The organism is Chryseobacterium sp. GQ58 (assembly GCF_059758895.1).
In genome coordinates, this window is record NZ_JCAXEH010000002.1 from 341,699 (window position 1) to 367,193 (window position 25,495).

At 33.4% G+C, this 25,495-nt stretch carries 22 protein-coding genes; 10 read left to right on the plus strand and 12 right to left on the minus strand.

The genetic code is table 11. The features are described from left to right. The first annotated feature begins 1 nt into the window (after position 1). The 3 genes from AC6CHK_RS05690 to AC6CHK_RS05700 are packed head-to-tail and all read left to right on the plus strand — an operon-like array spanning position 2 to position 3,583. Positions 2–1,801 carry a M56 family metallopeptidase gene (locus AC6CHK_RS05690; RefSeq protein ID WP_498094374.1) on the plus strand — a complete coding sequence of 600 codons (1,800 nt, stop codon included), beginning with the start codon at positions 2–4 and terminating at the stop codon, positions 1,799–1,801. 49 nt (positions 1,802–1,850) lie between these two features. Next, entirely contained in the window at positions 1,851–2,675 is an 825-nt protein-coding gene (locus AC6CHK_RS05695; RefSeq protein WP_498094376.1) for a GLPGLI family protein, read from the plus strand. Between the two features lie 2 nt (positions 2,676–2,677). Continuing rightward, positions 2,678–3,583: a GLPGLI family protein gene (locus AC6CHK_RS05700; protein WP_498094378.1), complete on the plus strand. Its 906-nt coding sequence runs from the start codon at positions 2,678–2,680 to the stop codon at positions 3,581–3,583. A 113-nt stretch (positions 3,584–3,696) separates the two neighbouring features. On the opposite strand, the gene AC6CHK_RS05705 is transcribed toward AC6CHK_RS05700, so the two are convergent. The 3 genes from AC6CHK_RS05705 to AC6CHK_RS05715 all read right to left on the minus strand — a co-directional run bounded on the left by AC6CHK_RS05705 (position 3,697) and on the right by AC6CHK_RS05715 (position 5,650). Next, positions 3,697–4,512 (minus strand): GLPGLI family protein, encoded by an 816-nt coding sequence (locus AC6CHK_RS05705; protein WP_498094380.1) that lies wholly within the window; start codon positions 4,510–4,512, stop codon positions 3,697–3,699. Positions 4,513–4,540: 28 nt separating this feature from the next. After that, on the minus strand, positions 4,541–5,389 hold the full coding sequence (locus AC6CHK_RS05710) for a GLPGLI family protein (RefSeq protein ID WP_498094381.1): 849 nt from the start codon (positions 5,387–5,389) through the stop codon (positions 4,541–4,543). Between the two features lie 63 nt (positions 5,390–5,452). Next, the gene (locus AC6CHK_RS05715; RefSeq protein ID WP_498094383.1) at positions 5,453–5,650 is read right to left on the minus strand and encodes a bacteriocin-like protein; all 198 of its coding nucleotides are present in this window, start codon (positions 5,648–5,650) and stop codon (positions 5,453–5,455) included. A gap of 249 nt (positions 5,651–5,899) precedes the next feature. Between AC6CHK_RS05715 and AC6CHK_RS05720 the strand changes: the two genes are divergently transcribed. Next, the gene (locus AC6CHK_RS05720; protein WP_498094385.1) at positions 5,900–6,271 is read left to right on the plus strand and encodes a helix-turn-helix transcriptional regulator; all 372 of its coding nucleotides are present in this window, start codon (positions 5,900–5,902) and stop codon (positions 6,269–6,271) included. Positions 6,272–6,751: 480 nt separating this feature from the next. Here the strand turns inward: AC6CHK_RS05720 and AC6CHK_RS05725 are convergent, their stop codons facing one another. From AC6CHK_RS05725 to AC6CHK_RS05765, 9 genes are all read right to left on the minus strand, one after another. Then, the gene (locus AC6CHK_RS05725) at positions 6,752–8,608 is read right to left on the minus strand and encodes a M61 family metallopeptidase (RefSeq protein ID WP_498094387.1); all 1,857 of its coding nucleotides are present in this window, start codon (positions 8,606–8,608) and stop codon (positions 6,752–6,754) included. Positions 8,609–8,689: 81 nt separating this feature from the next. Continuing rightward, entirely contained in the window at positions 8,690–9,376 is a 687-nt protein-coding gene (locus AC6CHK_RS05730; protein ID WP_498094389.1) for a hypothetical protein, read from the minus strand. A 13-nt stretch (positions 9,377–9,389) separates the two neighbouring features. Then, the gene (locus AC6CHK_RS05735) at positions 9,390–11,018 is read right to left on the minus strand and encodes a M1 family metallopeptidase (RefSeq protein ID WP_498094391.1); all 1,629 of its coding nucleotides are present in this window, start codon (positions 11,016–11,018) and stop codon (positions 9,390–9,392) included. Between the two features lie 55 nt (positions 11,019–11,073). Continuing rightward, entirely contained in the window at positions 11,074–11,472 is a 399-nt protein-coding gene (locus AC6CHK_RS05740) for a hypothetical protein (RefSeq protein ID WP_498094393.1), read from the minus strand. A gap of 11 nt (positions 11,473–11,483) precedes the next feature. After that, positions 11,484–12,236 carry a class I SAM-dependent methyltransferase gene (locus AC6CHK_RS05745; protein WP_498094395.1) on the minus strand — a complete coding sequence of 251 codons (753 nt, stop codon included), beginning with the start codon at positions 12,234–12,236 and terminating at the stop codon, positions 11,484–11,486. Then, positions 12,227–12,964, minus strand: coding sequence for a DUF2071 domain-containing protein (locus AC6CHK_RS05750; protein WP_498094397.1), 738 nt, complete (start codon positions 12,962–12,964; stop codon positions 12,227–12,229). Before AC6CHK_RS05750 ends, AC6CHK_RS05745 begins: the two co-directional genes overlap by 10 nt. Next, a complete protein-coding gene (locus AC6CHK_RS05755) occupies positions 12,964–13,347 on the minus strand; it encodes a DoxX-like family protein (protein WP_498094399.1) in 384 nt (127 codons plus the stop codon). The genes AC6CHK_RS05750 and AC6CHK_RS05755 overlap by 1 nt, the downstream gene beginning before the upstream one ends. 152 nt (positions 13,348–13,499) lie before the next feature. Further along, positions 13,500–14,324, minus strand: a complete 825-nt coding sequence (gene tatC / locus AC6CHK_RS05760; RefSeq protein ID WP_498094401.1) for a twin-arginine translocase subunit TatC — start codon at positions 14,322–14,324, stop codon at positions 13,500–13,502. A gap of 105 nt (positions 14,325–14,429) precedes the next feature. Further along, a complete protein-coding gene (locus AC6CHK_RS05765) occupies positions 14,430–15,389 on the minus strand; it encodes a KpsF/GutQ family sugar-phosphate isomerase (RefSeq protein WP_498094403.1) in 960 nt (319 codons plus the stop codon). 156 nt (positions 15,390–15,545) lie between these two features. Between AC6CHK_RS05765 and recQ the strand changes: the two genes are divergently transcribed. The 6 genes from recQ (at position 15,546) to AC6CHK_RS05795 (ending at position 25,494) form a co-directional block, all read left to right on the plus strand. Continuing rightward, on the plus strand, positions 15,546–17,750 hold the full coding sequence (gene recQ / locus AC6CHK_RS05770) for a DNA helicase RecQ (protein WP_498094405.1): 2,205 nt from the start codon (positions 15,546–15,548) through the stop codon (positions 17,748–17,750). 38 nt (positions 17,751–17,788) lie between these two features. Continuing rightward, positions 17,789–18,874 carry a glycosyltransferase gene (locus tag AC6CHK_RS05775; RefSeq protein ID WP_498094407.1) on the plus strand — a complete coding sequence of 362 codons (1,086 nt, stop codon included), beginning with the start codon at positions 17,789–17,791 and terminating at the stop codon, positions 18,872–18,874. 55 nt (positions 18,875–18,929) lie between these two features. Then, positions 18,930–19,769, plus strand: coding sequence for a DUF5829 family protein (locus AC6CHK_RS05780; protein WP_498094408.1), 840 nt, complete (start codon positions 18,930–18,932; stop codon positions 19,767–19,769). A gap of 71 nt (positions 19,770–19,840) precedes the next feature. Continuing rightward, on the plus strand, positions 19,841–21,244 hold the full coding sequence (gene lpdA, locus AC6CHK_RS05785) for a dihydrolipoyl dehydrogenase (protein ID WP_498094410.1): 1,404 nt from the start codon (positions 19,841–19,843) through the stop codon (positions 21,242–21,244). 144 nt (positions 21,245–21,388) lie between these two features. Further along, positions 21,389–24,109 (plus strand): TonB-dependent receptor, encoded by a 2,721-nt coding sequence (locus AC6CHK_RS05790; protein WP_498094412.1) that lies wholly within the window; start codon positions 21,389–21,391, stop codon positions 24,107–24,109. Between the two features lie 23 nt (positions 24,110–24,132). Continuing rightward, positions 24,133–25,494 (plus strand): DUF4876 domain-containing protein, encoded by a 1,362-nt coding sequence (locus AC6CHK_RS05795; protein WP_498094414.1) that lies wholly within the window; start codon positions 24,133–24,135, stop codon positions 25,492–25,494. Position 25,495: the final 1 nt, after the last annotated feature.

Consider the following 25,495-nt stretch of genomic DNA (forward strand, 5'->3'; position numbering starts at 1 on the left):
AATGGAAGCGATACTTCTGTACCTCGGAAAAGTAATTGTATGTTCGGGTGTAATGTTTTTGTATTATCAGTTGTCTTTAAAAGACAAGACATTTCATCATTACAACAGATTTTATTTGTTATTTGCAATGTTGATATCGTTGCTGCTTCCTTTGATAAAGGTTGAAGACTTTACAATAGCGGTAAGCAACGAAATGTATTTATTACTGGATAAAATCCAGAATTTTAACACAACTAAAACCATAAACAATGACCACATTTATTTTAGAATTATTTTTTCAGCTTTGGGATTGGTTTCTTTCTATTTTTTAGCAAGATTTTTTTACGGAATTTTTAAAATTCAAAAGCTTAAAAACCAGTTTCAGAAAGAAAGTTTTGATGGGATCAATTTTTACCATACAAATCTGACCGAAGCTCCCTTTTCTTACTTTAAAAACCTTTTCTGGAAGAATACAATTATGTTGAATTCCGACATTGGAAAGCAAATTTTAAAGCACGAAATGGTACATATTGAGCAGAAACATTCATTCGATAAAATTTTTATTGAAGTCATTACCGCCATTTTCTGGTTCAATCCGTTTTTTCATATCATTAAAAAAGAAATTAGTTTAATCCACGAATATCTGGCGGATAAAAAAGCCGTCAAAAAATCGGACACAAAAGCATTTGCGCAGATGCTTTTAGCAAGCCACTTTTCCGGAACACAGTTGCCCGCGACCAGTCCGTTTCTAAGTTCAAACCTCAAAAAAAGACTTAAAATGTTACAAAAACCACAAACAAAGTTCGGTTATGCGCGAAGAATTTTTGCATTACCGGTTTTATTTACAATAGCTTTTGCTTATATGGTGAATGCTAAAAATAAAGAAATTAAAGAAACAAATATCGCAATCGAAGAAAGTGTTTCACAAATTGAAAAAGATACGGTAAGACCCGATCGTTCACAGAGAAATATTGTAGTTCCAAAAACCTACAGAAAATCTGGCGAAGAGAAAAAGATTGCTGAATTGGGCGAAAAAATACAGGAAAAAAGCAAAGCTTTAAAAGAGCTGAAACCTGAAAGTAAAGAATTTCATAAAAATATTGATGAAATAAGCTCTTTGTCCGAAGAAATAAGCAAAATCACAAATTCAGAAGACTTCATGAAATCTGCAATGACGATGAAATCTGATGGAAAAGAAATGGCAATCAATGATTTTTTCAAGTCTGAAGAATGGAAAAATAAAGTAAAAGAACTGAAAAAGATGGAAGTCGAACTTCCTGATATGTCAGAATTGAATTTTGATTTCCCGGATGCTCCGAAAGCTCCAAATGCACCGAAAGTAAAAGCCTATAAATTTAATAATAGAAAAGACATCTCAAATCTTTCTAAAAAAGAAATTCGCAGACTTGAAAGGCTAGCTAAAGAAAAAGCTGAACTTACAAAAAAGCAGGCTGAACTTGCTAGAAAAAAAGCTGAAATTGCCAGACAACAAGCAGAAATTACACAAGAAAAGAGAGCTCCTGTAGGAAATCCCTGGATGATCAATGTTGATGCTCACGCAAAACCTGATGTGAAGTATATTGTAAGACATAATTATGTTGATGGGAATAAAAATATAAATCCTAAACTAAGAATAAATACAACTTATATTAACGGAAAAGATGATTCTGAAAACAATATAAAAATTATTATTGACGGAAAGGAAGCTACAAAAGAAGAAATGAGTGCTTTGGATCCAGAAAAAATTCGTGATGTTCACGTTAAAAGAAATAACGTGAACGGAAAAACGGAAGGAGAAATATCAATCAATATCAAAAAATAACATCGAGCTTTGCCAAATATACTTGGCAGAGCTTTTATTTAAACTTTATATGAAAAAAAATATATTACTTTTTTTATTGCTAAGTATTTTAGGCAATGCTCAAAACAAGCGTTTTACTTACGAATACCGCTTCATTCCGGATTCTACAAATATTTCTGATGTAAAAACCGAAATGATGAATCTGGATGTATCAAATTCCGGATCCAAATTTTACAGTTACACTGTTTATCATTCAGATTCTACCATGAAAGTCGATCTTGACAAGCAGCTTGCTGCAACAGGCTCGATAAACATAAGAACCGATATGCGGAAAGGATTGGTGAAATATGCAATCACAAAAAAATATCCTAAATATGAAGTTTTTTTACACAACAGAATCTTAATGGATAAATACAAAGTTTCTGAAGAAAGATCTATTATCTGGAAAATAACTTCTGACAAACAAAAAATCGGCGAATGGGAAGCTCAAAAAGCAGAAGCAGATTTTGGAGGAAGACATTGGTTTGCGTGGTTTACTACGGAAATCCCGATTCAGGACGGGCCATATAAATTTCATGGACTTCCCGGACTTATCATAAAGCTGGAAGATCAAACTAAGTCTCATGTTTTTACTCTGCAAGCAGTAAAGAATATTGATGCAATTCAGGAAGATGTTTTCGATTCCAAAGAAATTTCAGTTAATTCCAAACAATATAGCAAACTGATTAAGGATTACGAAAATGATCCCACAAAAGGTCTCAAGCAGTTGCAAATGGGAGGAATAACAATGAAAGTGATAGACGGACAAAACAATCACATGAAAGAACAGGAAGAGCGTCTTAAAGAAAGAATTAAAAAAGATAACAACAAAATAGAACTCAATACAATTAAATAAGAATGAAAAAAATATTATTTTCCTTATTTCTCGCCATTGGATGTGGGGTTTTTGCTCAAACAAATCGTTTCTTTTACGAATACAAATTTATTTCGGATTCTACGAATAAAGCAGACGTAAAAACAGAAATGATGCTTTTGGATATTGATAAAAACGGCTCAAATTATTACAGCCGTGATAAATTTGTAGCAGATTCTACAGTGAATGCAGATGTACAAAAACAATTAAGATCTAGTCCCGGGAATATAAATATCAACAGAAGTGGCAAAGCAGGGCAGGTTTCCTATAAAGTAACCAAGCAATATCCTGATTTTAAAACGTATCTGTTTACAAGTGTTTCGATGGATAATTATAAAGTTTCGGAAGATAAAAAGCCGGAATGGAAAATTCTTCAGGATAAGCAGAAAGTTGGCGAATACAATGCCCAAAAAGCAACGACAAGTTTTGGAGGAAGAGAATGGACCGCGTGGTTTTCAACCGATATTCCGTTTCAGGACGGGCCATACAAATTTTATGGGCTTCCGGGTTTGATTGTGAAACTTGAAGATAAAACAGGTACACATTCGATGACTCTGGTCGGTAACAAAAAAATTGAAGCAGCTGTAGAAAAAGAGCTCGACCTTCCGGAAGGTGTCCGAATGATTGGTTTGGGAGGAAAAGAAATTGAAGTGAATGAAAACCAATTTAGAAAAGTCTGGAAAGCTTACGTAAATGATCCTACAAAAAATATGAGAGAAATGATGATGAGAAACGGCGGAGATTCAAATAATAAGGTGGTTTTCAAAACAAGAACATCAGACGGAAAAGAAATTTCAGATCCCAATCAGGTTTTCAGAGAAATGGAAAAAAGAACCAAAGAAAATCTAAAAAAGAATAATAATCCTATCGAGCCGGATTTGTTTAAATAAAAATATTAATTAAAAAGCGAGGAAGATTTTCCTCGCTTTACTGTTTTTAAAATACGCTATTACGGCTATAATTGTCATTTCGACGAAGAGAATTGGTGTGAAAATAACCATCATTATTTATAATCAATTTTATGATTTAATTCAATAGGATTATTGTTTTCTTTGATTATCTTTTTTAATCTATCAGATTCAATCTTCATATCCATCGGAACGGCATTTCCTGCACCGTCATCCCTTTTAACAGGAACTCCCATAGATTTCATACGTGCAAAAGGATCTGAATAATAGTTTTTACACATTTTATTAAATTGTTGCCAAGTTAATTCCGAACCTTTACTTCTATAATATATTTTACCATTTTCATTTTTTATTTCAGTTAAATCAAAGTTAAAATTACCTTTATCATCTGAAATTTCAACAATTAGCCCCGGTAAACCATGAAAAATATAAGGTCCGTCCTGAATAGGAATTTCAGTGGTAAACCAAGCCGTCCAATTTCTACCACCATAATTCACAGTTGCTTTTTGAACTTCAAAATTTGCTACCTTTTTTTCAGGTAAAATTTGCCAATCAAGTTTCTCTTCAATCTTTATTGAATAGATATCTATGTAGATATTTTGAATACTTTTATATATTACATTTTCAGTGAAGTTCTTCATAACATAAAATTGGTCTTCTAGTCTCATGCTTCTCCCAAGTCCAAAACCTGTCATAGCGATAAGAGAATCTGCCTGCCTATCTCGTTCAGTTCTAAAAACAGAGCGTTTTCCATCTTCAAAATCCAATATCATATTTTTTAAAACAATACTATCTTTAGATGGGTTAGGCTTATATTCAAAGTCATATTTAAAAACTTTATTTTGCCCGTAACTATTAAAAAATATAATAATTAAAAATAACAGCGATATTTTAATGATATTATGTCTCAAATTTTTATATTGATATACACGTGATGATTTATTTTAGCAAATCAATCTCAATTATATTATTATCTTTTTTTATCCTTTCTTCAAATAGTTTTTCAACTAATAACATATGTTCACGTCTTTTTTCGTCAGACTCATAATAGATTTTCCCGCTCATTGCATTTAACTTAAATTCTTTTGCAGGGTCGTTTCGGTAAGATTTATAGAATTTAAAAAATTGAGCTAAATTCATGTTTTTATTATGCGTTCCTTTGTCTACTTTATCTTCGTATAGCGTATCATTAGATATTTTTTCTATATTATTCAGTTGAAAAATATGATTGTTTTTTGAATCTTTAATTTCAACAATTAAACCAGGAAGACCTTGAAATTTATAAGGACCATCACTAAAAGGTAAATCCTCTGTAAACCATGCAATCCAATTTCTTCCACCAAAAACAAGCTCGGCTTTTTGGCAATCGTATTTTGCTATTTTTTTCTTTTCAGGATGTATTTTCCAGTTTAATTTTCGATTATCATCGATTATAAATTTATAAGAAGTTGAATATTCATCAGTAAATAAAAAAGTTTTTTGAGTTATGTGATTTTTTATTATAATATATCTGGTTTTAATACTTGGATCAGGCATTGTCATAAGGCCTTTTTTCGTATCGGCTATCATTGTTGAATCAGAAAAATATTTTTTAGCACTGTAGAATACAGATTTTTTATTGATAACATCTAAAAACATTCTTTCACTTACAGTACTGTCTCTCTTAAGAGTATCAGGAATAGATCTGTAATTATACACAAACCTATATCCTTGAGCAGAAACAAGCGAAAAAGCACAAAAAAATGTCAATAAAACATATTTTAAGCTATATATACTGGATAATTTCATTTTCCAAAAATATTTATTAAATAAACATCCTAAAGGTACACCTTTAGGATGTTTTCCTACATATTAGCAAGCAACAGCATATGATCCTGTACTACAAACAGGCTTACTTCTTATATAAACGCATGTACTACATGCATCACTATTGTTTGAGCAGCATTTATAATTTCCTCCTTCTCCAGTACTACCGCCGTCATTAGGATTTCTTAGTCCTCCTGTTAGAGATTTCAATTCATTTCTCGAAAGTTTTTTTAAGTTTTTCATCTTTTTAATGATTTAGAATTAGTATTAATTTTTCGCCATACAATCCCTGGCATGGGCTTTTAGCTGATCAGCTGTAATGTTTGTTTTCTTATACTGTACACATACAAAAAAACTGGGAACATATTTTCATCAATATTGATATTCCAAATGTAAATAACTGATTTGGAATAACTTCAAGGTTTTTATGTGAATTTTATGTGAATATCAGCACATAAATAAATATATTTGTACTACACAAAAAACATTAATATGATAAAAAATAAACTGATTAATGCCCGTAAAGGCAAATACACACAAGAAAACATGGCTAAACTATTGCATATGACACAATCTCAATATCAAAGAAGAGAAAAAGGAGATATCAAAATCTCAGACGAAGAATGGGAACGCATCGCCAAAGCATTAGATACTAAAGTAGAAGATATAAAAGAAGATGATTCTAATCTTCAAATTATTCATTATGATAACCAATCTGGAAATTACTCTGCAAGTAACAATTATTTTCATAATATTCCGGATTATGTGCTTGAAAATCAGCAGGATTATATCAATTTTCTTAAAAAAGAAATAGAAAGCTTAAAAGAAGAAGTTGATGCTTTAAAGTCTCAAATAAATAAATAAAATCTTTGCAAACTATACAACAAACAGCATTTTTTAAGAAAGATGCTGCTTTTCTTTGGCAGATGGCTTTTCTTGGCAGTCAGATGACAATTCTTGTGGTCAGATGACTTTTCTTATTAGCCGGATGAAATTCCTTAAGAGTTAGACGACATTCCTTGGCGGTCAGACGGCTTTCCTTAGCAGACAGATGATATTCCTTGGCAGTCAGACGACATTCCTTAACAGTCAGACGACATTTTTGTCATACAGATGGCATTCCGTGGCAATCAGATGATATTCCTTAAGAGACAGATGGTATTTACCAACGGAAAGGAAGCATTTCTTTAAAATAAGATGGTTTTACGAACAATACACATGACATTGCATCACAGACAGATGATTTTGCTACTCATATACATGATTTTGCAGAACTGCTGAAATGTAATTACAAAAAGCGAGGGAAATTTCCCTCGCTTTACTTATTTATGATAAAAAAGATCATTATTTTTTACCGGTCAGCCATTGGTTTTGCAATTTCTGTTCTGCTGCAGTAGGATTGGCTTCGAACTGAAGCATTTCAACAACCATTTTATCCAAAACAGCTTTGCCTTTAAGGTCTATTTTATCGGTTTTGTCACCGTTTTTCCTTAAAATCGTTACAGTAACGTTTTGGCCTTCTTTGATAGTTTTGGTATATTCTATAAAAGCCCTGATGTTTTTAATATCAATGGTTTTACCGTCTAAAGCCAAAATTTCGTCGGTAATTTTAAAACCTACACTTTTAGCAAAAGGAGACAATGCAGAGCTTTCATCAAAAACAAAAGTGTTGTTTTTATCATTATAGCCGGTTTGGTTTGGATCTTTTATAAACCAGAACAAAGGCGGAGTTTCCTGTTTTTTGATTTCCACGCCTACCATATTCAGATATTCCGCATAAGGCGTTGGCTGGCTTCCGGCAATATATTTGTTGTAAAAGTCACGCACTTGAGGATAACCGGTGATCGTTACCAATTCATCAATCAGCTTGTCATCTTTAAATGGCTTGTTTTCACCAAACCTTTGCGACAGTTTTCTGATCATATCTCGGTAGCCCATTTCGCCGTTTGATAGTTTTCTCAGTTCAATATCCAGACACATGGCCAGAAGAGTGCCTTTTTCGTACACATTTCTGTATTGATCTTTGTATTGATCCTGCAAAATATTTTTACTCATCACCGTGAAAGGCATCGTGTCGTCATAATTTTTAGAATTGGTGATCTTCTCATTCATTCTTTGCAAAAATTCTTCTTTATTGATCAAACCTTCCTGAATCTGGAAAAGATTGGCAAAATACTCCGTTCCGCCTTCGTACATCCAAAGATGCTGCGACATTTTAGGATCTGCATAATCGAAGTAATGTATTTCTTCCGAATGCGTTTTCAAAGGATTTACGGTATGGAAAAACTCGTGAGAAACAACATCGGTAAGTGTTTTGTCGATCGCATCTTTAGGCATCATTTCGGGAAGCACAACGCTTGTCGATTCATGATGTTCCAAAGCTCCGAAACCTTTTATCTGCGGCCCATCACTTCCTGAAAGATAAAGCATGATGGCGTATTTTTTATTGGTATTCATATCACCCAAAAATTTCTTTTGGGCAACCACCATTTTTTCTAAATTATCTTTGAAATCTGATGCCTTATATTTTCCTGTTGGCGAATAAACCCCCAAGACCAAATCCATCCCTCCGGCGTTGAACGTAGTGTAATCGGGCTTGGTATACATCAGCGGAGAATCTGTAAGCTTGGCGTAATTTGCCAAAGTAAAAGTGTCTGTCGCTTCAGATTTGTCCTGATCAACCAAAGCCGTAGTTCCGTAAAAATCATTAGGCTTTTGAATCACCAACTGATACGGTACGTCCTGCATATTGTCGATATATCCTACAAAACCGTGCGTATTGATCAGATAAATTTTTCCTTCTTCAATATTGGTTCCCGACGGAGAAAATACGGCCTTATGCTTTGAGGCATCCATTTCTTCATCAAAACTGTCGTTCACCCAATAAGTGATTTTGTTTAATGCCTGTGCTTTTTTCAGGGAATACGTATTGTCATTTACTTTTGTAAAAGCCAGTTCTCTTCCTTTATTGTCTAAAAACTTGATCCCTTCGATAAATCTTCCGTAATCATCTACAGAATAAGTTCCGGGAACGGTCTTCGGAAAATGAAATTTCACATCTCCGGATTTCATTTTTGGAAATTCCATTGTTACCGCTACTTTGTCGTCTTTCACATTCACCAGATCGATGTTGGTTTTTATAGACTGCGCATCGACAAAAGCGGTAGCAAGAACTCCTAAACTAAATGCTATTTTTTTCATGAAGCTTGAATTTATAGTTAAGTAGTTGTTTTGAAATTGGTTTTGTTACAAAGAAGCTCTGTTTATAGTATTAAATTTTTCTTAATTGCGACCTTTTTTAGAAAGCCTTTTTAGTCTTCTTGATTCCTTTTTTGTGTAGATAGTACAAACTGAATATGCTGTTCCGTAATACTTGTAACATGTAAATTTATTCTCAGCGATAAATTCCTCAAAAAGAATTGCAGTGTTTACGATTTTCTTTAGCTCAGCATTAATATTTACCAACATTTTTGCTTCAGGAACATTCTGAATGCTAGGAGTCCAATAAGATTTAAATTGATATTTTCCGTCTACCATAGATTCGATTTCGTACAAGTTTCCATCGAAGCCGGTGGTCCAATTTTTTATTTTCTCCCCTGTAGGTAATTGATCTAATTTATAATCTACAATGATTTTAAAAATCTCACTTATTTGAACTTTATTTAATAAAATTTCTTTTCTTAAAAATTCATGCTTATTATCTGCATTTTGAATTGCAAAAATAATTTTTCCGTTTTCTGAATTTTCCGTTTTCTCGATTTGAATACAATTGGAGGTATTCCAAAATCTAATAATGTTTTTGGAATGAATATTTTCAATATTATCAAGTGAAAAAAAATTTAATTTATCTTGAAAATATTTGTACGTTAAATCATTCTTTTTATCAGAAAAATCTAATCCGTTATTCAATTCTTGACCAATTGAAATTGTGAAAACTAAAAAGGAAACAATTAACAGAAGTTTTTGCATTGTATATTCTAGATTATTGCACTTTCTTATAATCAATATAATAATTCATATCAAACTCAACAGGCGCTCCACTTTTCAGCTTCACCTTTTGCCAGGATTCGGTCGGCGAAATCGTCTGATCGCCAATTCTTACAGGAAGATTAAGGTTTTTAACCACGTTTGCAAAACGATATTTCAGTTCTGTGCCGTTTTGAGAATATTCTAAAACCGGAACTTTTGTTGTTCTTAAATATTGATCGAAAATACTCGAAAAGTCGATTCCCGATTTTTCTGAAATATATTTTTCAATCTGTTCGCTTGTAACCGTCTGATGATAAAAATCTTTGTTTAAACCTCTTAAAATTTGTCTGAATTTATCATCATTATTGATAATCTGCCTCATTGTATGAATCATGCTTGCGCCTTTCGGATACATATCTCCGCTGCCTTCGTTTCTCACCCCGTATTTGCCGATTATCGGAATATCGTTGTTTATGTTATTCTGAATTCCCTGAGCATATGTTTCTGCAGATTTTTTATCCATATAATCTTCGGTGAAAAGCACTTCGGAATACGTCGTAAAACTTTCATGAATCCACATATCCGCCTGATCTTTTGCCGTAATATTGTTAGCAAACCATTCGTGGCCACTTTCATGAATGATGATATAATCCCAGTTCAAACCCACACCGGTCCCCGAAAGATCATTTCCCAAATAGCCATTCATATATTGATTACCATACGCAACATTACTTTGATGTTCCATACCCAAATAAGGAGATTCAACCAGTTTATAAGAATCTTCGTAAAAAGGATACGGACCAAACCAATGCTCAAAAGCCTTCAACATTGGCTTAACCTGCTGAAACTGTTTTTTTGCCTTATCTAAATTATAATCTAAAACCCAGTAATCTAAATCAAGCTTTCCTTTTTCTCCATTATAACAATCTTTAAAATTCACATATTTTCCTATATTCGGAATAATAGAATAAGCATTGATCGGATTTTTCACTTCCCAGATGAAAACATTTTTGCCATTTTCTGTCTTTTTATCGATTAATCTTCCGTTTCCGATTCCGACAAGATCTTTTGGAGTAATGATTTTCATAATAATTCCGTTGTCAGGCTCATCGCTCCAAATATCTTTGGTTGGAAGCCAAACTGAAGCTCCGATTCCTTCATCTGCAACGCTCATCCACGGATTTCCTTTTTCATCTTTTTCAAAAACCCAACCGCCATCCCAAGGTGCTCTTTTAGCAATGATCGGGTTTCCGGAATAGGTAACGTCGATTGTGTATTTTTCTCCTTTTTTAAAGCTTTTATTGGTTTTGATCCAGATAAAATCTCCGTCTTGCTTATAATTGGCAATTGGAAAGCTTGCTTCTACTTTTTCGGCTTTCATCGGCTGTTGAAGATCGATCTGAAAAACAGGATTATTTACATCTTTAATGATTTCAAAACTGATTTTATTATTTCCTTTAATACTTTTTTTGTCGAAGTTGGGTTCTACAGACAATTCATATTTTTTGACATCCCAAAAATTACGGTATTCTGTGTTGGAGCCTTTTAAAGTATCTTGTTTTGTAAAAGTTGTGGGTTTCTCAAAGAACTGTCCGAAAGCAAGTCCGGAAGCCAATAAAACTGAATATGAAAGTTTTTTCATTAGTGATGAAATTTGATGTAATCAAAAATAGAAAAATTAATTTCAATACTCTGCATCAAAAACTGAAATATATGATCCAGAAGATAAAACTTATGTATATCCAAAGTATGGAGAAAATGATATGTATTGAAGTTTCAAAAACTTTTCCTTTCCACAATTTTGAAGAATAACCAAAAAACTGAATGATCAGCCGTATACTCCAAAAAATTGCAAATCCAAAAATTATTTTTCTGCCGAGATTCGTTTCAATCAATTCATTTGCAGAAGTGAGACAGAGCAAACCCATTAAAAATACTGTTAAAGCAATGAAAATGGTATGTATTTTCATTATTTGACGATTGATCAGATTTAAAGATTTAAATTCCTTTTCCCAATCGAAATATTTTGGAAAAACAAGATGTATCAATGCTAAAAGAATGAAAATAATTCCAATGATAAATAAATGAATATGCATTGTAATGAATTTTATGTTGTACAAATAAAAATAGACATGAACGGAGTAAACTTAACTTCATCAAAAGTTTTAAAACCGGAATTTTTAAAAGCATTTTTCCAAACTCTTTTAGAGAAAAAATGTGTAAATCCTACAGAAAAAACCAGGAAATTTGGAAAATCTCGTAAATGTTCTACCATTATTACTTTTCCATTTGGTTTGCATACACGATGACATTCTTTTAAAAACTGAATTTTTTCTTCATCTGATCTGATCTCATGAATCGCAGAAAGCAAAAAAACAAGATCAACAGAATCATTATTCATTGCTATTGAATTTGATTTTATTTGTTTTGTATTTGGATAAACTGAACTTACTTTTCTAGCTCTTACAATCGCCGGTTCTGTATGTTGTTCCGAATCATAAAAATCAAAAACTTTCAAATCTGCATTCGGAAAATTATTTTTAATGATAAAACTTGTTTCGTCAAAACCAGCATTAATATTAATTACTTGCTTTACATTTGATTGATCAATCGAACAGTTTTTAAGCCATTTGAAACTATAATATCCTGAAAAATCATAAACATACGCTGAGACAATTAATGGCATAATCAATCCGTAAATGAATGCAGCAAAGATGATCCAATAAAGAATATCCGACCAGCCAAAGATTTTGTGGCTGATGATAATTAAAGCTAAAATCGCAATTCCAATGATATAAAAATGACGGTTAAAGCTTAAAATATTCAAAACTCCCTGAAATTTTCTTCTATTTATTTCCATGATTCAGTTTTTCCTTTTTTCCAGTAATATGGTATGTTTTTAATGACAAAAGCATTGGCTAAAATTGGATTTTTGAGTTGTAAAGTATTTAAAAATTCAAAATGATAATTCACAACTTTTACAGGTTCAGGAGTCCAGTTTTGTCTTACGCCTTCAATGATCAAAACTTCTTTCTTTTTTTCATTATAAGTAAAAGTGAAAGGCAACGGTCCTGCAAATCTTCTTGCTTCTTTCCAGTCTGCAAATGGTGAGTTTTCCGGAAGTGCAATGTTTTCTTCGGTATTATTTAATTTTACATTGAATTTGGATTGAATTGAACGAATTTCTTTTCCGTTTTGATTGTCAATTTGTTGAATATCTGTCGTCGTATAATTATAATGGGTAAAGATATTCCCCATAAATTCCATTTTCTTTTTATCGGTTTCAGATTTTAAAATATATAAGCCGCGCAGCCTTTTTCCTGCGTTGTTGGTATATTTCACAAATACACGATAGCCGATCAGAAAAAAATCATTTCCCAGAAATTTTGGAAAACCTTTTGGACGCAAATCTTTTGTCTGTACCATTGCTGCAGCTACAAACGCCCATTTGTCCTGAAAAGTATCCAGTTCAAGACATTCAGGAATAAGGTGCTGCATCTCTTTTTTCGGAACTGCAAAAGTGAAAACAAGCGAGCTTTCGAAGAAAGCTTCTACAGCAAACGGATGATTTTTTAAAAAGTTCAACATTATATTTTTGAAGTTTTATGGTTTAAATGAAATTCATTGAAGTAAATAAGCAGAATGAATAAAAGAGCAAACAACGAATTGTAATGACCCCAAAGTAGCAAATCTGGAACTAAAATAAATTCGAGAATATTCATTGATGCAACCACAATAATTTGAATCATTGCATTAAGTCTGGTTTTAATTCCGGATAATATCCATAAAGCCATTACGATTTCTGAAATGCCAATAAGAATAGTTAAAATCCTTGAATGATCACTGCTTAAAATTCTGGCAATAATTTGCTCATGACGAGGAACATTGTTGAGAACTTTACAAAACAGACCGTTAATGAGCCAGACTGCTGCAATGAAATAATTTAATGTTTTATAAATTGTGTTCATCATTATAGCGTTTCAATTTCTAAACAAATATAAATAAAACTTTTTGAACTTTCAGTAATTATTGAAAATTAAATGTAAAAAAATAACTTATTAATTTTTTATATCAATAAACTATTCTTTTTAATTCAGATAGAAGATTTTCCCATCATATAATTTTATCTTATGACAGGCAATTTACTGTCTCTTTTCTGTATTTTTTTATAAGTATATGAACACATCAAAATACTGAATTCGTAAAGCAATAACAACGGTAAAGCCGCCATCATCATGCTTAATACATCTGCCGGAGTGATAATTGCTGCAACAACCATGATTAAAACAATAGCGTGTCTTCTATAAGTTTTCATAAAGGTTGGGCTCAAAATGCCGATGCTTGTAAGGAAATAAATAAGAACCGGAAAAAGAAAAACAACGCCCATTCCCAAAACAACCTGTAAGAAAAGTGTAGTATAATCACTCAAATCATATAAAGGCACGATAATATCTGAAATTTTGAAAATAACTCCAAAATTAACGGCGAAAGGAAGAATCAGAAAATAACCGCATAGAACTCCGGTCATAAATAAAATCCAGACAGAATTGATAATAAAAATAGAGTTTTTTCTTTCATTGGGATGTAAAGCCGGACTGATAAATCTCCACAATTCCCAAACGATATAAGGAAAGCCAATCACAAACCCGCCAAAAATAGAAACCGCCATCATCACATTAAACTGCTGATACAATCTTTGTACACGCACGGGAAACTCCGCCGGCAGGGCAATGCTGTCTTCTCCTAAAAGCATTCTCGAAAAATGATTTACAATTTTGAAAGTAGGAAAATCATTTCTGGTGGGTCCGAAAAAAATATGGTCCATGATCCAGTTGATATTAAATCCGACAACAAAAGCGGCAACTACAATAGCAATAATCGAGCGGATGAGATGGCCTCTCAGTTCCCCAATATGTCCGAAAAAAGACATGTCTTTACCTTCACTCACAGAATATTTTTTTTATGTTTCAAATGTAAGAAAAAAAGCGAGGAGTTGGAAGAAACTAAAGCGAAGTTAAAATTAACTTCCAGCTTCCAACTTCAGCCTTCCAGCTTAATTAATTCCTTCGTCTAATAATTTATGCAGATCGATAATGCCGAAATATTGATTGTTTTCTGTTACAATTAATTGTCCGATGTTATTATCTTTCAAAATCTTCATCGCTTCTTTAGCAAGAGCATTTTTCTCAATTGTTTTTGGATTTGCCGACATGATGTTTTTTGCTGAAACTTTAGAAATATCTTCACCATTCAGCAACATTCTTCTCAAATCTCCGTCGGTAATCACGCCGATTATTTTTTCTTCGTTTGTTACAACCGTAATTCCGTGACTTGAGGCGCTGATTGAAATAATAACGTCACGAATTGAAGATTCTTCCGTCACTTTAGGTTTTTGCGAAGAAACAAACTGCTCAACTCTTGCCGTTAAATTTTTCCCCAGACTTCCGCCCGGATGAAACTTTGCAAAATCATTTTCTTTAAAATCATTTAATTCCATTAAACAAATTGCTAAAGCGTCACCTAAAGCCATTTGTAACGTTGTCGAGCTTGTTGGAGCCAGCTTATTTGGGCAAGCTTCAAGATCGACGTGAGTATCTAAAATAATGTCAGAATGTTCCGCAAGCTTACTTTTTCGGTTTCCGGTCATTCCTATTAAAGCGGAAGAATAATCTTTCAGATAAGTAACAAGATTGGTGATTTCAGGAGAATTTCCCGAATTTGAAATACACAAAACAACATCCTGTTTCTGAATAACTCCTAAATCCCCATGAATAGCCTCTGAAGCGTGCAAAAATTGCGAAGGCGTGCCAGTAGAATTTAAAGTGGCAACGATTTTATTTCCGACATGAGCGGATTTTCCGATTCCTACAACGATTAATTTTCCTTTTGCCGAATGAATGATTTCTACAGCTTTTACAAACTCATCATTTATTCTGTTTTTTAATTTTTCTAATTCCGCAATTTCTATGGCTAATGTGCTCTTAGCGATCGAGATAAGGTTTGATGTGTCCATTTCCGGTATGATTTCTAATTACAATATCCCCAACTTAAACTGTGATATTTAAGAATGTTTAACGCAGCTTTTATTTTTTATAAATCGGTTTACTTTTATTTTAGGTAAAAATGTTATAACTTTGGGATAGATGCAAATTTAGCAATACAAAATTAGATGAGCGCAAAAAAAGCCAATTTATCGGGTGAATTAAAGAAATACTTCGGGTTTTCTACATTTAAAGGTCAGCAGGAGCTTATTATAGAAAAACTATTAGAAGGCAAAGACATTTTTGTTCTGATGCCTACCGGAGGCGGGAAATCTTTATGCTACCAGCTTCCTGCTCTTATTTCAGAAGGTACAGCCATTGTGGTTTCGCCATTGATTGCATTGATGAAAAATCAGGTGGATGCCGTCAACGGTCTGTCATCTGAAAATGGAGTAGCCCATGTCCTTAATTCTTCTCTCAACAAAACACAGACCAAACAGGTTTTTGATGATATAAAAAGCGGAAAAACAAAACTTTTATATGTTGCCCCCGAATCACTGATTAAAGAAGATTATCTTGATTTTTTCAAAGATGTGAAAATTTCTTTCTTCGCGATTGATGAAGCGCATTGTATTTCAGAGTGGGGCCATGATTTCAGGCCGGAATACAGGAATTTAAAATTTATCATCGATAAAATTGCAGATGTTCCCGTGATTGCTCTTACAGCAACGGCTACACCAAAGGTTCAGGACGATATTCAGAAAACGCTGGGAATGACGGATGCTCTTGTTTTTAAAGAAAGCTTCAACCGTCCCAATTTATATTACGAAGTTTGCCCAAAGGTGAATGTTGATAAAGAAATTGTAAGATTCATCAATAAAAATAAAGGGAAATCAGGAATCATATATTGTCTGAGCCGAAGAAAAGTAGAGGAGTTTTCTCAACTTTTACAGGTAAACGGCATTAATGCGTTGCCTTATCATGCAGGTTTGGACCAGAAAATAAGAGTCACCAATCAGGATAAATTTTTGATGGAAGAAGCTGATGTTATCGTTGCGACCATCGCATTCGGAATGGGAATCGACAAGCCGGATGTACGTTTTGTTATTCATTACGATTTCCCAAAATCATTAGAAAGCTATTATCAGGAAACCGGGCGTGCAGGTCGGGATGGAGGTGAAGGCCATTGTTTGGCTTTTTACGATCCGAAAGATATTGAAAAACTGGAAAAATTCTTAGCTCAAAAGCCTGTTTCCGAAAGAGAAATTGGTTTACAGCTTCTAAATGAAGTGGTCGGATATGCCGAAACCTCAATGAGCAGAAGACAGTATATTTTATACTATTTCGGTGAAACTTTTGATCCTGTTAATGGTCCTGGAGCTAAAATGTGTGATAACGCATCGAATCCGCCAAAGCTCAAGGATGCAACCAAAGATTTGGTAAAAACGCTGGAACTTATTGATGAAACCAAAGAAAAATTTAAATCTAAAGATATTATTTCAGTAATTGTAGGGAAGGAAAACGCTGTTACGAAGTCCTATAAATTGGAACAGAGTTCATTTTTTGGTTTTGGAAAAGGTGAAAAAGAAAATTACTGGAAAACAATTTTAAGACAGGCAACGGTTCAGAATTTTCTACAGAAAGATATTGAAACTTATGGTGTTTTAAAAATTTCACCAAAAGGTCAACAGGTTTTAGACGGGCAGTATAAAGAATCTTTTCTGATTGCTGAAGACCGTGAATTTAATTTGTCACAAACGAAAGCAGACAGCGATCAGGTTCAGATGCAGGCAAGCGGCAGTCTCGATCAGAATCTATTTGCCCAGCTTAAAGAATTAAGAAAAAAAGTTGCCAAAAAACACGGAATTCCGCCATACACGGTTTTTATGGATCCGAGTCTGGAAGATATGACCGTGCAATATCCAATCACAGTTGATGAAATTGCAAAAATTTACGGTGTCGGCGAAGGGAAAGCTAAAAAGTACGGTAAAGAATTTGCCGATTTTATCTCTCAATATGTTGAAGATAATAATATAGAGCGGACTCAGGATATGGTGTTGAAAAATGTTGCTAATAAATCTAGTCACAAAGTTTTCATCATTCAAAGCACCGACAAGAAGATTGATCTTGAAGACATTGCAAGAGCCAAGAATCTTTCAATGGAAGATTTGCTGAAAGAGATGGAACGTATTGTTTATCAGGGTACTAAATTGAATATTGATTATTATATTGAAGATAATTTTGACGAAGATATCGTAGACGGCTTCATGGAATTTATGAATGAATCTGAAAGCGACAGCATGAAAGTATTGCTTGATGAGTTTGGAGATGAGCTTTCGGATGAAGAAGTACGAATGTTGAGAATAAAATTCATCAGTGATGTAGCTAATTAAAAACACAATCTTATCCTGTTTTGGGTAAGGTTTTTATTATGAAAAAGAAAATTTCTGTTATGTTTATTCTGCCGGATCTTGAGACAGGAGGCGCAGAAAGAATCATTACCACCATAGCAAATCATCTTTCACGTGATCGGTTTGAGCCAAAGATATTGCTGTTGCGGAAGCAAGGTGGTTATTTGGATTTTCTTAAAAAAGATGTCGAAATTATCGATATCAATACAGAAAGAATCAGGCATTCCTTAAAGCCGATTTTATCACAGATTTATCGTAGAAAGCCGGATATTGTATTTTCGGGATTTGGTGAGGTAAATGCTTATTTGTCTATGTTTATTAAGCTTTTTCCAAAGATTAAATTCATAGCTCGGGAAACCAATGTTGTTTCGCAGCATGTGATCAAAAAAGAGATTAAGTTTTTCTATAATTTTTACAACAATTATCACCATATTATTGCCCAAAGTGATGATATGATGAATGATCTGATCAAGAATTTTAAGATCAGCCGCTCAAAAATCATTAAAATAAATAATCCTGTAGATTTTGACTTTATTAATGAAAAACTTCTGATTTCAAGTAAGCCTGAAAGTTTTAAATATAATTATAAAAACGTTGTAGCCATCGGTAATTTATCTGCCCGAAAAGGTTTTGATAATTTGCTGAAAGTATTTTCAAGGCTTAAAAATGAAAAAATAATTCTACATATTTTAGGTGATGGAAGAGACCGTGAAATTCTTCATCAGATGAAAGATTTTCTGGGTTTAAAAAACGTTATTTTTCACGGCAGACAAGAAAATCCTTATCAGTTTTTAAAATTTGCCGATCTTTTTATTTTATCTTCCCGATACGAAGGTTTTCCCAATGTTTTGCTGGAAGCCGGAGCTTGCGGAACCTATTCTTTAGCCAACAATTGTCCGGGCGGAATCAACGAAATTATCCAAAACGATATCAACGGAGAAATAGGAAATATAGATAATCATGAAGATTTTGCTCAAAAAATAATGAATGTTTTGCATCGCAATTATGATAAAGACTGGATAAAAAATTCCATCAAATCAAGGTTTTCTAAAGAGATAATTTTGGATAGATATGAAAAAACTTTGCTGAATTTGGTGAAAAAATAAGAATTTGCTAGAGATTATTTAAATAAATACCAATATTTTAATTCTTAAGTACTTTATGAAATTTGTAAGTTTAATTTTTACTTTAATATTTGGTTTTTGTTTATCTCAAAAAAACAAAGAACTTAAACTTAATCACTTTTATTTTGTTGTTGATAGCATTACTTTCGAAAATTTAAGAAGTGATGAAGGCCTGAAAAATACTTTTTCGCAAGATTCCGGAATGCCCAATTTTGCTGAAATTACGTCTGAATCTACAACTTTATATCTGCGCTTTAAAAACGTTTATATTGAATTGATGGGTCCTGAAAATAAATTCAAGGAACCTGTAAATGCTATTGGTTTCGGCTTTTCATTTGACACAGAACTTCCTTTTGATTATAAAATTGCAGATTTTCAAAACAACAGAAACATTAAATTTGAAAAAAGTACAGCAAATTATACTTTTGCAGATAAAAAAATAATTTGGTATGATGCGTATTATCAAAAATATAATGATAATTTATCTATTTGGTATGCATTTTATAACCCGAATTTTCTGACAAAACTTTATCATAAGGATTTCAAAAAATTTAGCAGAGAAAGCTTTCTCAAAAAAGCGTATAATAAAAATTCTTTTGCCGAGAAAGTATCAGAAATTTTTATCGATTGCTCGTCTTCTTCTTTTATGCAATTAAAAAACGAGCTTGAAAACTTCAACGTACAATATAAAAACACAGGCAATGGATTGAAGTTTGAAATAGGAGAAATTAATTTGTATTTAAAAGAAATAAAAGATGTAAATGTTACAAAAATCACAAAAATAACCTTCAAAACAAAGAATGTAAAAATAAAGACAAAGTCTTACGGAAATATTGTTTTAAAACAGGATGAAAATCTTCAAATGATAATTAAGTAGGTTACTTTCTTATCAGGCTAATTTTTAGTAAATTTGTATGATATTTCTAAACAAATAAAATTTTATATAAAATGAGTCAATTCGATGTTGTCGTAATAGGTTCTGGTCCTGGTGGTTATGTGGCTGCAATCCGTGCTGCGCAATTAGGTTTCAAAACAGCAATTATTGAAAAATATTCAACTTTAGGCGGAACTTGTCTTAACGTTGGATGTATTCCGTCAAAAGCGCTTTTGGATAGTTCTGAACATTTCGAAAATGCAAAACACAATTTTGAAAGCCACGGAATTATCATTAATGAGCCCAAAGCGGATATCGCAAGAATGGTGACAAGAAAAAACGAAGTGGTAGATCAGACGACAAAAGGAATTAACTTTTTGATGGACAAAAATAAAATCACTGTTTTTGAAGGTCTTGGAAGTTTTGAATCTGCAACTCAGGTTAAAATCACAAAAAACGACGGTTCTTCCGAAACGATAGAATCCAAATATATCATCATCGCAACAGGTTCGAAACCATCATCTTTACCGTTCATTACTTTAGATAAAGAAAGAGTGATCACTTCTACGGAAGCTTTAAATCTTAAAGAAATTCCTAAGCATTTGGTAGTTATCGGTGGCGGAGTTATCGGTCTGGAATTAGGTTCTGTTTATTTAAGATTAGGCGCTCAGGTTACCGTTGTTGAGTTTATGGACAAAATCATTCCTACAATGGATGGAGCTTTAAGTAAAGAATTAACTAAAGTTCTTAAAAAACAAGGAATGAAATTTATGCTTTCCACAGCGGTTTCAGCAGTTGAAAGAAACGGAGATTCTGTGAAAATCACTGCTAAAGACAAAAAAGGAGAAGAAGTAACGGTTGAAGGAGATTACTGTCTGGTTTCTGTAGGAAGAAAGCCTTACACAGACGGACTTGGACTTGAAAAAGCGGGTGTTGAGCTTGACGAAAGAGGAAGAGTAAAAACAAACGACCATTTACAGACCAACGTTGCAAATATATACGCAATCGGTGATGTAATTAAAGGGGCAATGTTGGCTCACAAAGCTGAAGAAGAAGGCGTTTTTGTTGCTGAAACTTTAGCCGGACAAAAACCTCACATTAATTACAACTTAATTCCTGGTGTTGTTTACACTTGGCCTGAAGTTGCGGGAGTTGGTAAAACTGAAGAGCAGTTGAAAGAAGAAGGAGTGGCTTACAAAATAGGAACTTTCCCAATGAGAGCTTTAGGAAGAAGCCGTGCAAGTGGCGATATCGATGGCTTGGTGAAAATCATTGCTGACGAAAAAACTGATGAAGTTCTTGGTTTCCATATGATAGGAGCGAGAGCGGCAGATTTGGTTGCTGAAGGGGTAATTGCAATGGAATTCCGTGCAAGTGCCGAAGATATCGCAAGAAGTTCTCATGCGCACCCTACTTATGCAGAAGCTGTAAAAGAAGCTGCGTTGGATGCTACCGGAAAAAGAGCGCTTCATATGTAGATTTATAAATAATTATGTTTAAATATAAAGAGAGGCAATTTGCTTCTCTTTTTTATTGCACCTATGAAATAAATCACAAAAAAATAACCAATTATTGTTTTTATTTAGAAAAATTATAAATAATTTTGCCGAAAATTGTTGAAATTGAAGAAGAAAGTTTTACTTCTTGCTTTTCAGTTTGTTATACTTTCCGTAAGTGGCCAGACTTTGACCGGGATTGTAGTGGAAGCTGATAACAAGAGGCCGATTTCGGGTGTTAAAGTAGGTATTGAGAACACTGGCATTTGGGCAGTTACTGACCAGTCAGGATCTTTTCAGATCAATTATAATTCTAATGAAACCTTAGTTTTTTCAAAAGCTGGTTTGATTGAAGAAAAAAAGTCTTACGTTACAATTCCTGCAAACAGAATTACGGTGGAAATGCAGATTGCTTCCATTCGTATCAAAGAAATCATGCTTTCTGCCAAAAAGAAAAATTATTCTGAAATAGAAATTAAAGAAGAAGCCTTAAAAAATATTCAGGCGTTTTCTTTAAACGAAGTTTTGGAACAAATTCCCGGACAAAAGCTTCAAAATCTCAACTTAAATGAATTCAAGCCTATCGTTTTCCGTTCAATTGTTCCAAATAATGTAAGTGATGAAGGTTTTGGTAATAAATCTTTCGGAACTGCAATTGTAGTCGACGGAATCCCGATTTCGAACAACGAAAACATGCAAAGCTACGTCGGAAATTATACACCAAATTCAAATTCCTGGGGAAATCAAGGTTCTGTATTTTCCCCCAATACAATAGGTTTTGGTGCAGAAGGAGGATATTTTTCCAATGCAAATTTTGGGGCAGATTTAAGAGAAATTCCTGTTGAAAACATCGAAAGCGTAGAAGTGGTGCAAGGTATTGCTTCTGCAAAATATGGCGATCTGACTTCAGGTTTGATCACAATTCAGCAGAAAAGCGGAAGGACTCCTTACCGAGCGTATGTTGCTTTAAGAGATGGAACTCAGGAATATAACTTTAATAAAGGTTTTAAAATCAATGATAAACTTGGTTTTTTAAATGTAAATCTTAATTATTTAAGTTCAAATTCTGATCCGCGCACAAAGTTCAACAATTACGAAAGAGTTTCCACCAATCTGATGTGGACGGTTTATAACAAAGATAAAAACATAAGCAACTCGTTTTCGGTAGACTTCAGCAACAATTTTGACAATGCCAATTTTGAAGAGGAAGATATCAATATGACGGTTGTAAAGAATAAAAAAAGAGACATCCGTATTTCAAATCGTTTCAATTGGAGGTTTAAGGATTTTTTCTTTGATAATTTAAATATCAATGCCAATTATTCCCAAGGCTATCAAAATTCTTACAGATCAAGCCTTTTGAATGGAGGCGGAAGTCTTGTCGGAACAAGCATCAACGAAGGCATTTATACGGGAACTTATTCACCGCCAAGTTATTTTCAGGTACAGGAAGTGGAAGGAAAACCGATTTCTATGTTTTTTTCTGCTGATCTAAAGAAAAATTTGAAAACAGAATCAAAATGGATTCATAATTTCCTGATCGGAACCTCAATGCGAAGCAGCGACAACAAAGGAGCCGGAAGATTGGGAAGCCCGGAATCTATTATTACTCAGTTTGCAGGAACCGGACAGGCGTTCAGGCCTTATAATTACGGCGAAAATATAAGAGCAGAATACCAATTTTCTGTATATGCTGAAGATAATATTTTTAAAAGATTTGGGAACTACATTTTCAATTTCAATGCAGGTTTGAGATTTGATAATCAGTTTGGAGCTTCTGTGCTACAGCCAAGAATTAATACCTATTTGATTTATAAGAATTTCAAATTCAGAGGCGGATTCGGAATTTCTTCGAAAGCTCCGGGAATTAATATGATTTATACAGGACCAAGATATTACGATGTGATTTTGGCAGACGTGCGCCTTCCGGGATTTTACAATCTGGGAATCATGCAGACTTATGTAGATTTTGCAGACAATAAAAACCTGAAGCCTTCAAAAAGTATGCGTTCCGAAATAGGAATTGATTATAAATTTCCTATCGGAAATGTTGGTTTAACGGCGTATTATAATAACCTTTATGACGGTTTCACGTCCGAAAGCTTTGCCAATAAAAGAGGTTTAGCACAGCTTCAGATCAATACAAGCGGGACTGATCTTCCGACATACGATATTATAGGATATACAGATTATTTTTATCTTCAAAGCAGACTTGTAAACTCTCTGAAATCTGAAGATAAAGGTTTGGAATTGATGATGAGCCTAAACAAGCTTCCGATCAGAAATATCAGCCTTGACATCAACGGAAGCTATATTGAAACAAAAAATAATTCAGGAACCGACAGATATTTTTTAACAAAGGATCTTACTCAGGAAGCGGTTTATGGTTTGTACAGGCCTCATGATGCAAAATATAAGCAGTTTAACATTAGCGCAGCTTTAAATTATCATTTGCCAAAAGCAGGATTGGTTGTTACTTTAAGAACCCAGCATTTCATCATTGATGATCAAAATATTTTTAATCCTAAAATATTATATGCTTACTTAAACAAAAATCTTGAAAAAATAATGCTTACACAAGAGCAGATCAATGATCCGAATCAGTTTGCCAATATTAAGGATACCGATTTTTATGAAAATAATAAAAGTCTGGATCAGGTTTTCCACAATATCAATTTAAAGATTTCTAAAGATTTCAAAAACGGATTCAGGTTTTCTTTTTATGCCAATAATTTTCTTGATTTAAAGCAAACACAATTTGAATTTATAAACGGAAGATCGGTAGAAACTGTAAAAGCAGATCTTTTAAGGCTGTCTTTCGGGGCAAAAATAGAATATCAATTTTAAAATACTCTTTTTAAATAAATACTATGAAACAATTATTTAGTTTTTTGGCAATCATGATGCTGTTATTCTCTTGTAGAGAAGATGATTTTGGTAACAACAACGGTACATTACAGCCAACAGCGTTTAAAGTAGAAGTGAAATATGATGCCACTTACGGTTCCAAAAATTCGAAAGGAGCAACGGTAGTTTTAACTAATAATAATTCGGGAGATACCTATACTGAAACTACAGATGCAAACGGATTTGCCAATTTCTCAAGCGTAATTCCGGGAACGTATAAAGTTGTGGTTTCAAAGAAAATTTTAGCGGATGAATTTTATTCAACATTCGGCTACGCGGCTCCCGTTTCTGAAATTAATTTTAATGGTGTTCAGGACAATGCAACAATTAATATAAATGTACAAAGCACCGTTATCGAACTGAAATCTGCAAGAGTAGGAGATTTATTGATTAAACAGATTTATTATGCAGGTTCTCATGCAACTCAAGGTGCGGGCGTAAGAGATCAGTTTATTGAAATTTATAATAATTCGAATGAAGTAATCTATGCAGACGGACTTTATATTGCGCAGCTTTACGGTAAAACAAACACAACCGTGAATGCATATTCTCAGGCAAACGGACAGTTTGACTGGAGCAAATCAATCGGAATGACCGCCACCGGAAACTCCGCCAATACAGATTATGTTTATTCAGATTACATCACAAGAATTCCGGGAAATGGAACGCAATATCCAATTTATCCGGGACAAAGTATTGTAATTGCACAAAATGCAGTAAACCACAAATCTCCTTTGGTAGACAACAACGGTTCGCCTATTAATATTCAGAATCCTTCATTAACGGTTGATTTGAGCCAATCTGAATTTGAAGTTTATTTGGGTGATTTTAATTTGTCGATTGGTGAAACTGTATTTAAAACAGATATTCAGAATCCTGCCGTAAAAGATGTTGAAATTGCTTTTTGGGGAAGACCGGGATATTGGAACGGAAATAATGATTTTATAATGGATAATCCCGGAAGAGACAGTTTTGTGATCTTTAAGGCAAACGATTTTAATGTATTTCCTGATTATTCGGATCCTTCGGTTACCAATGTCGTTGCTGCAACCAAGTTTTATAAACAAATTCCGACCAATGTGATCATCGATGGAGTTGAATTACAACATTACAATCCCAACGCTCAAAGACCAAAAATGCTGAACGCTTCGATTGATGCTTCTTTCACGAAATGTGATGCGGCTTTTAATTCTCAGGCGGTGATCAGAAAAACCAAAACTACGATTCCTGCTCAGGGAAATATACCGGCAAGAATAGTTTTGGAAGATACCAACAACTCTGCAAATGATTTTGTGATCAAAAATGCAAATCCGAAAGGTTTTTAAA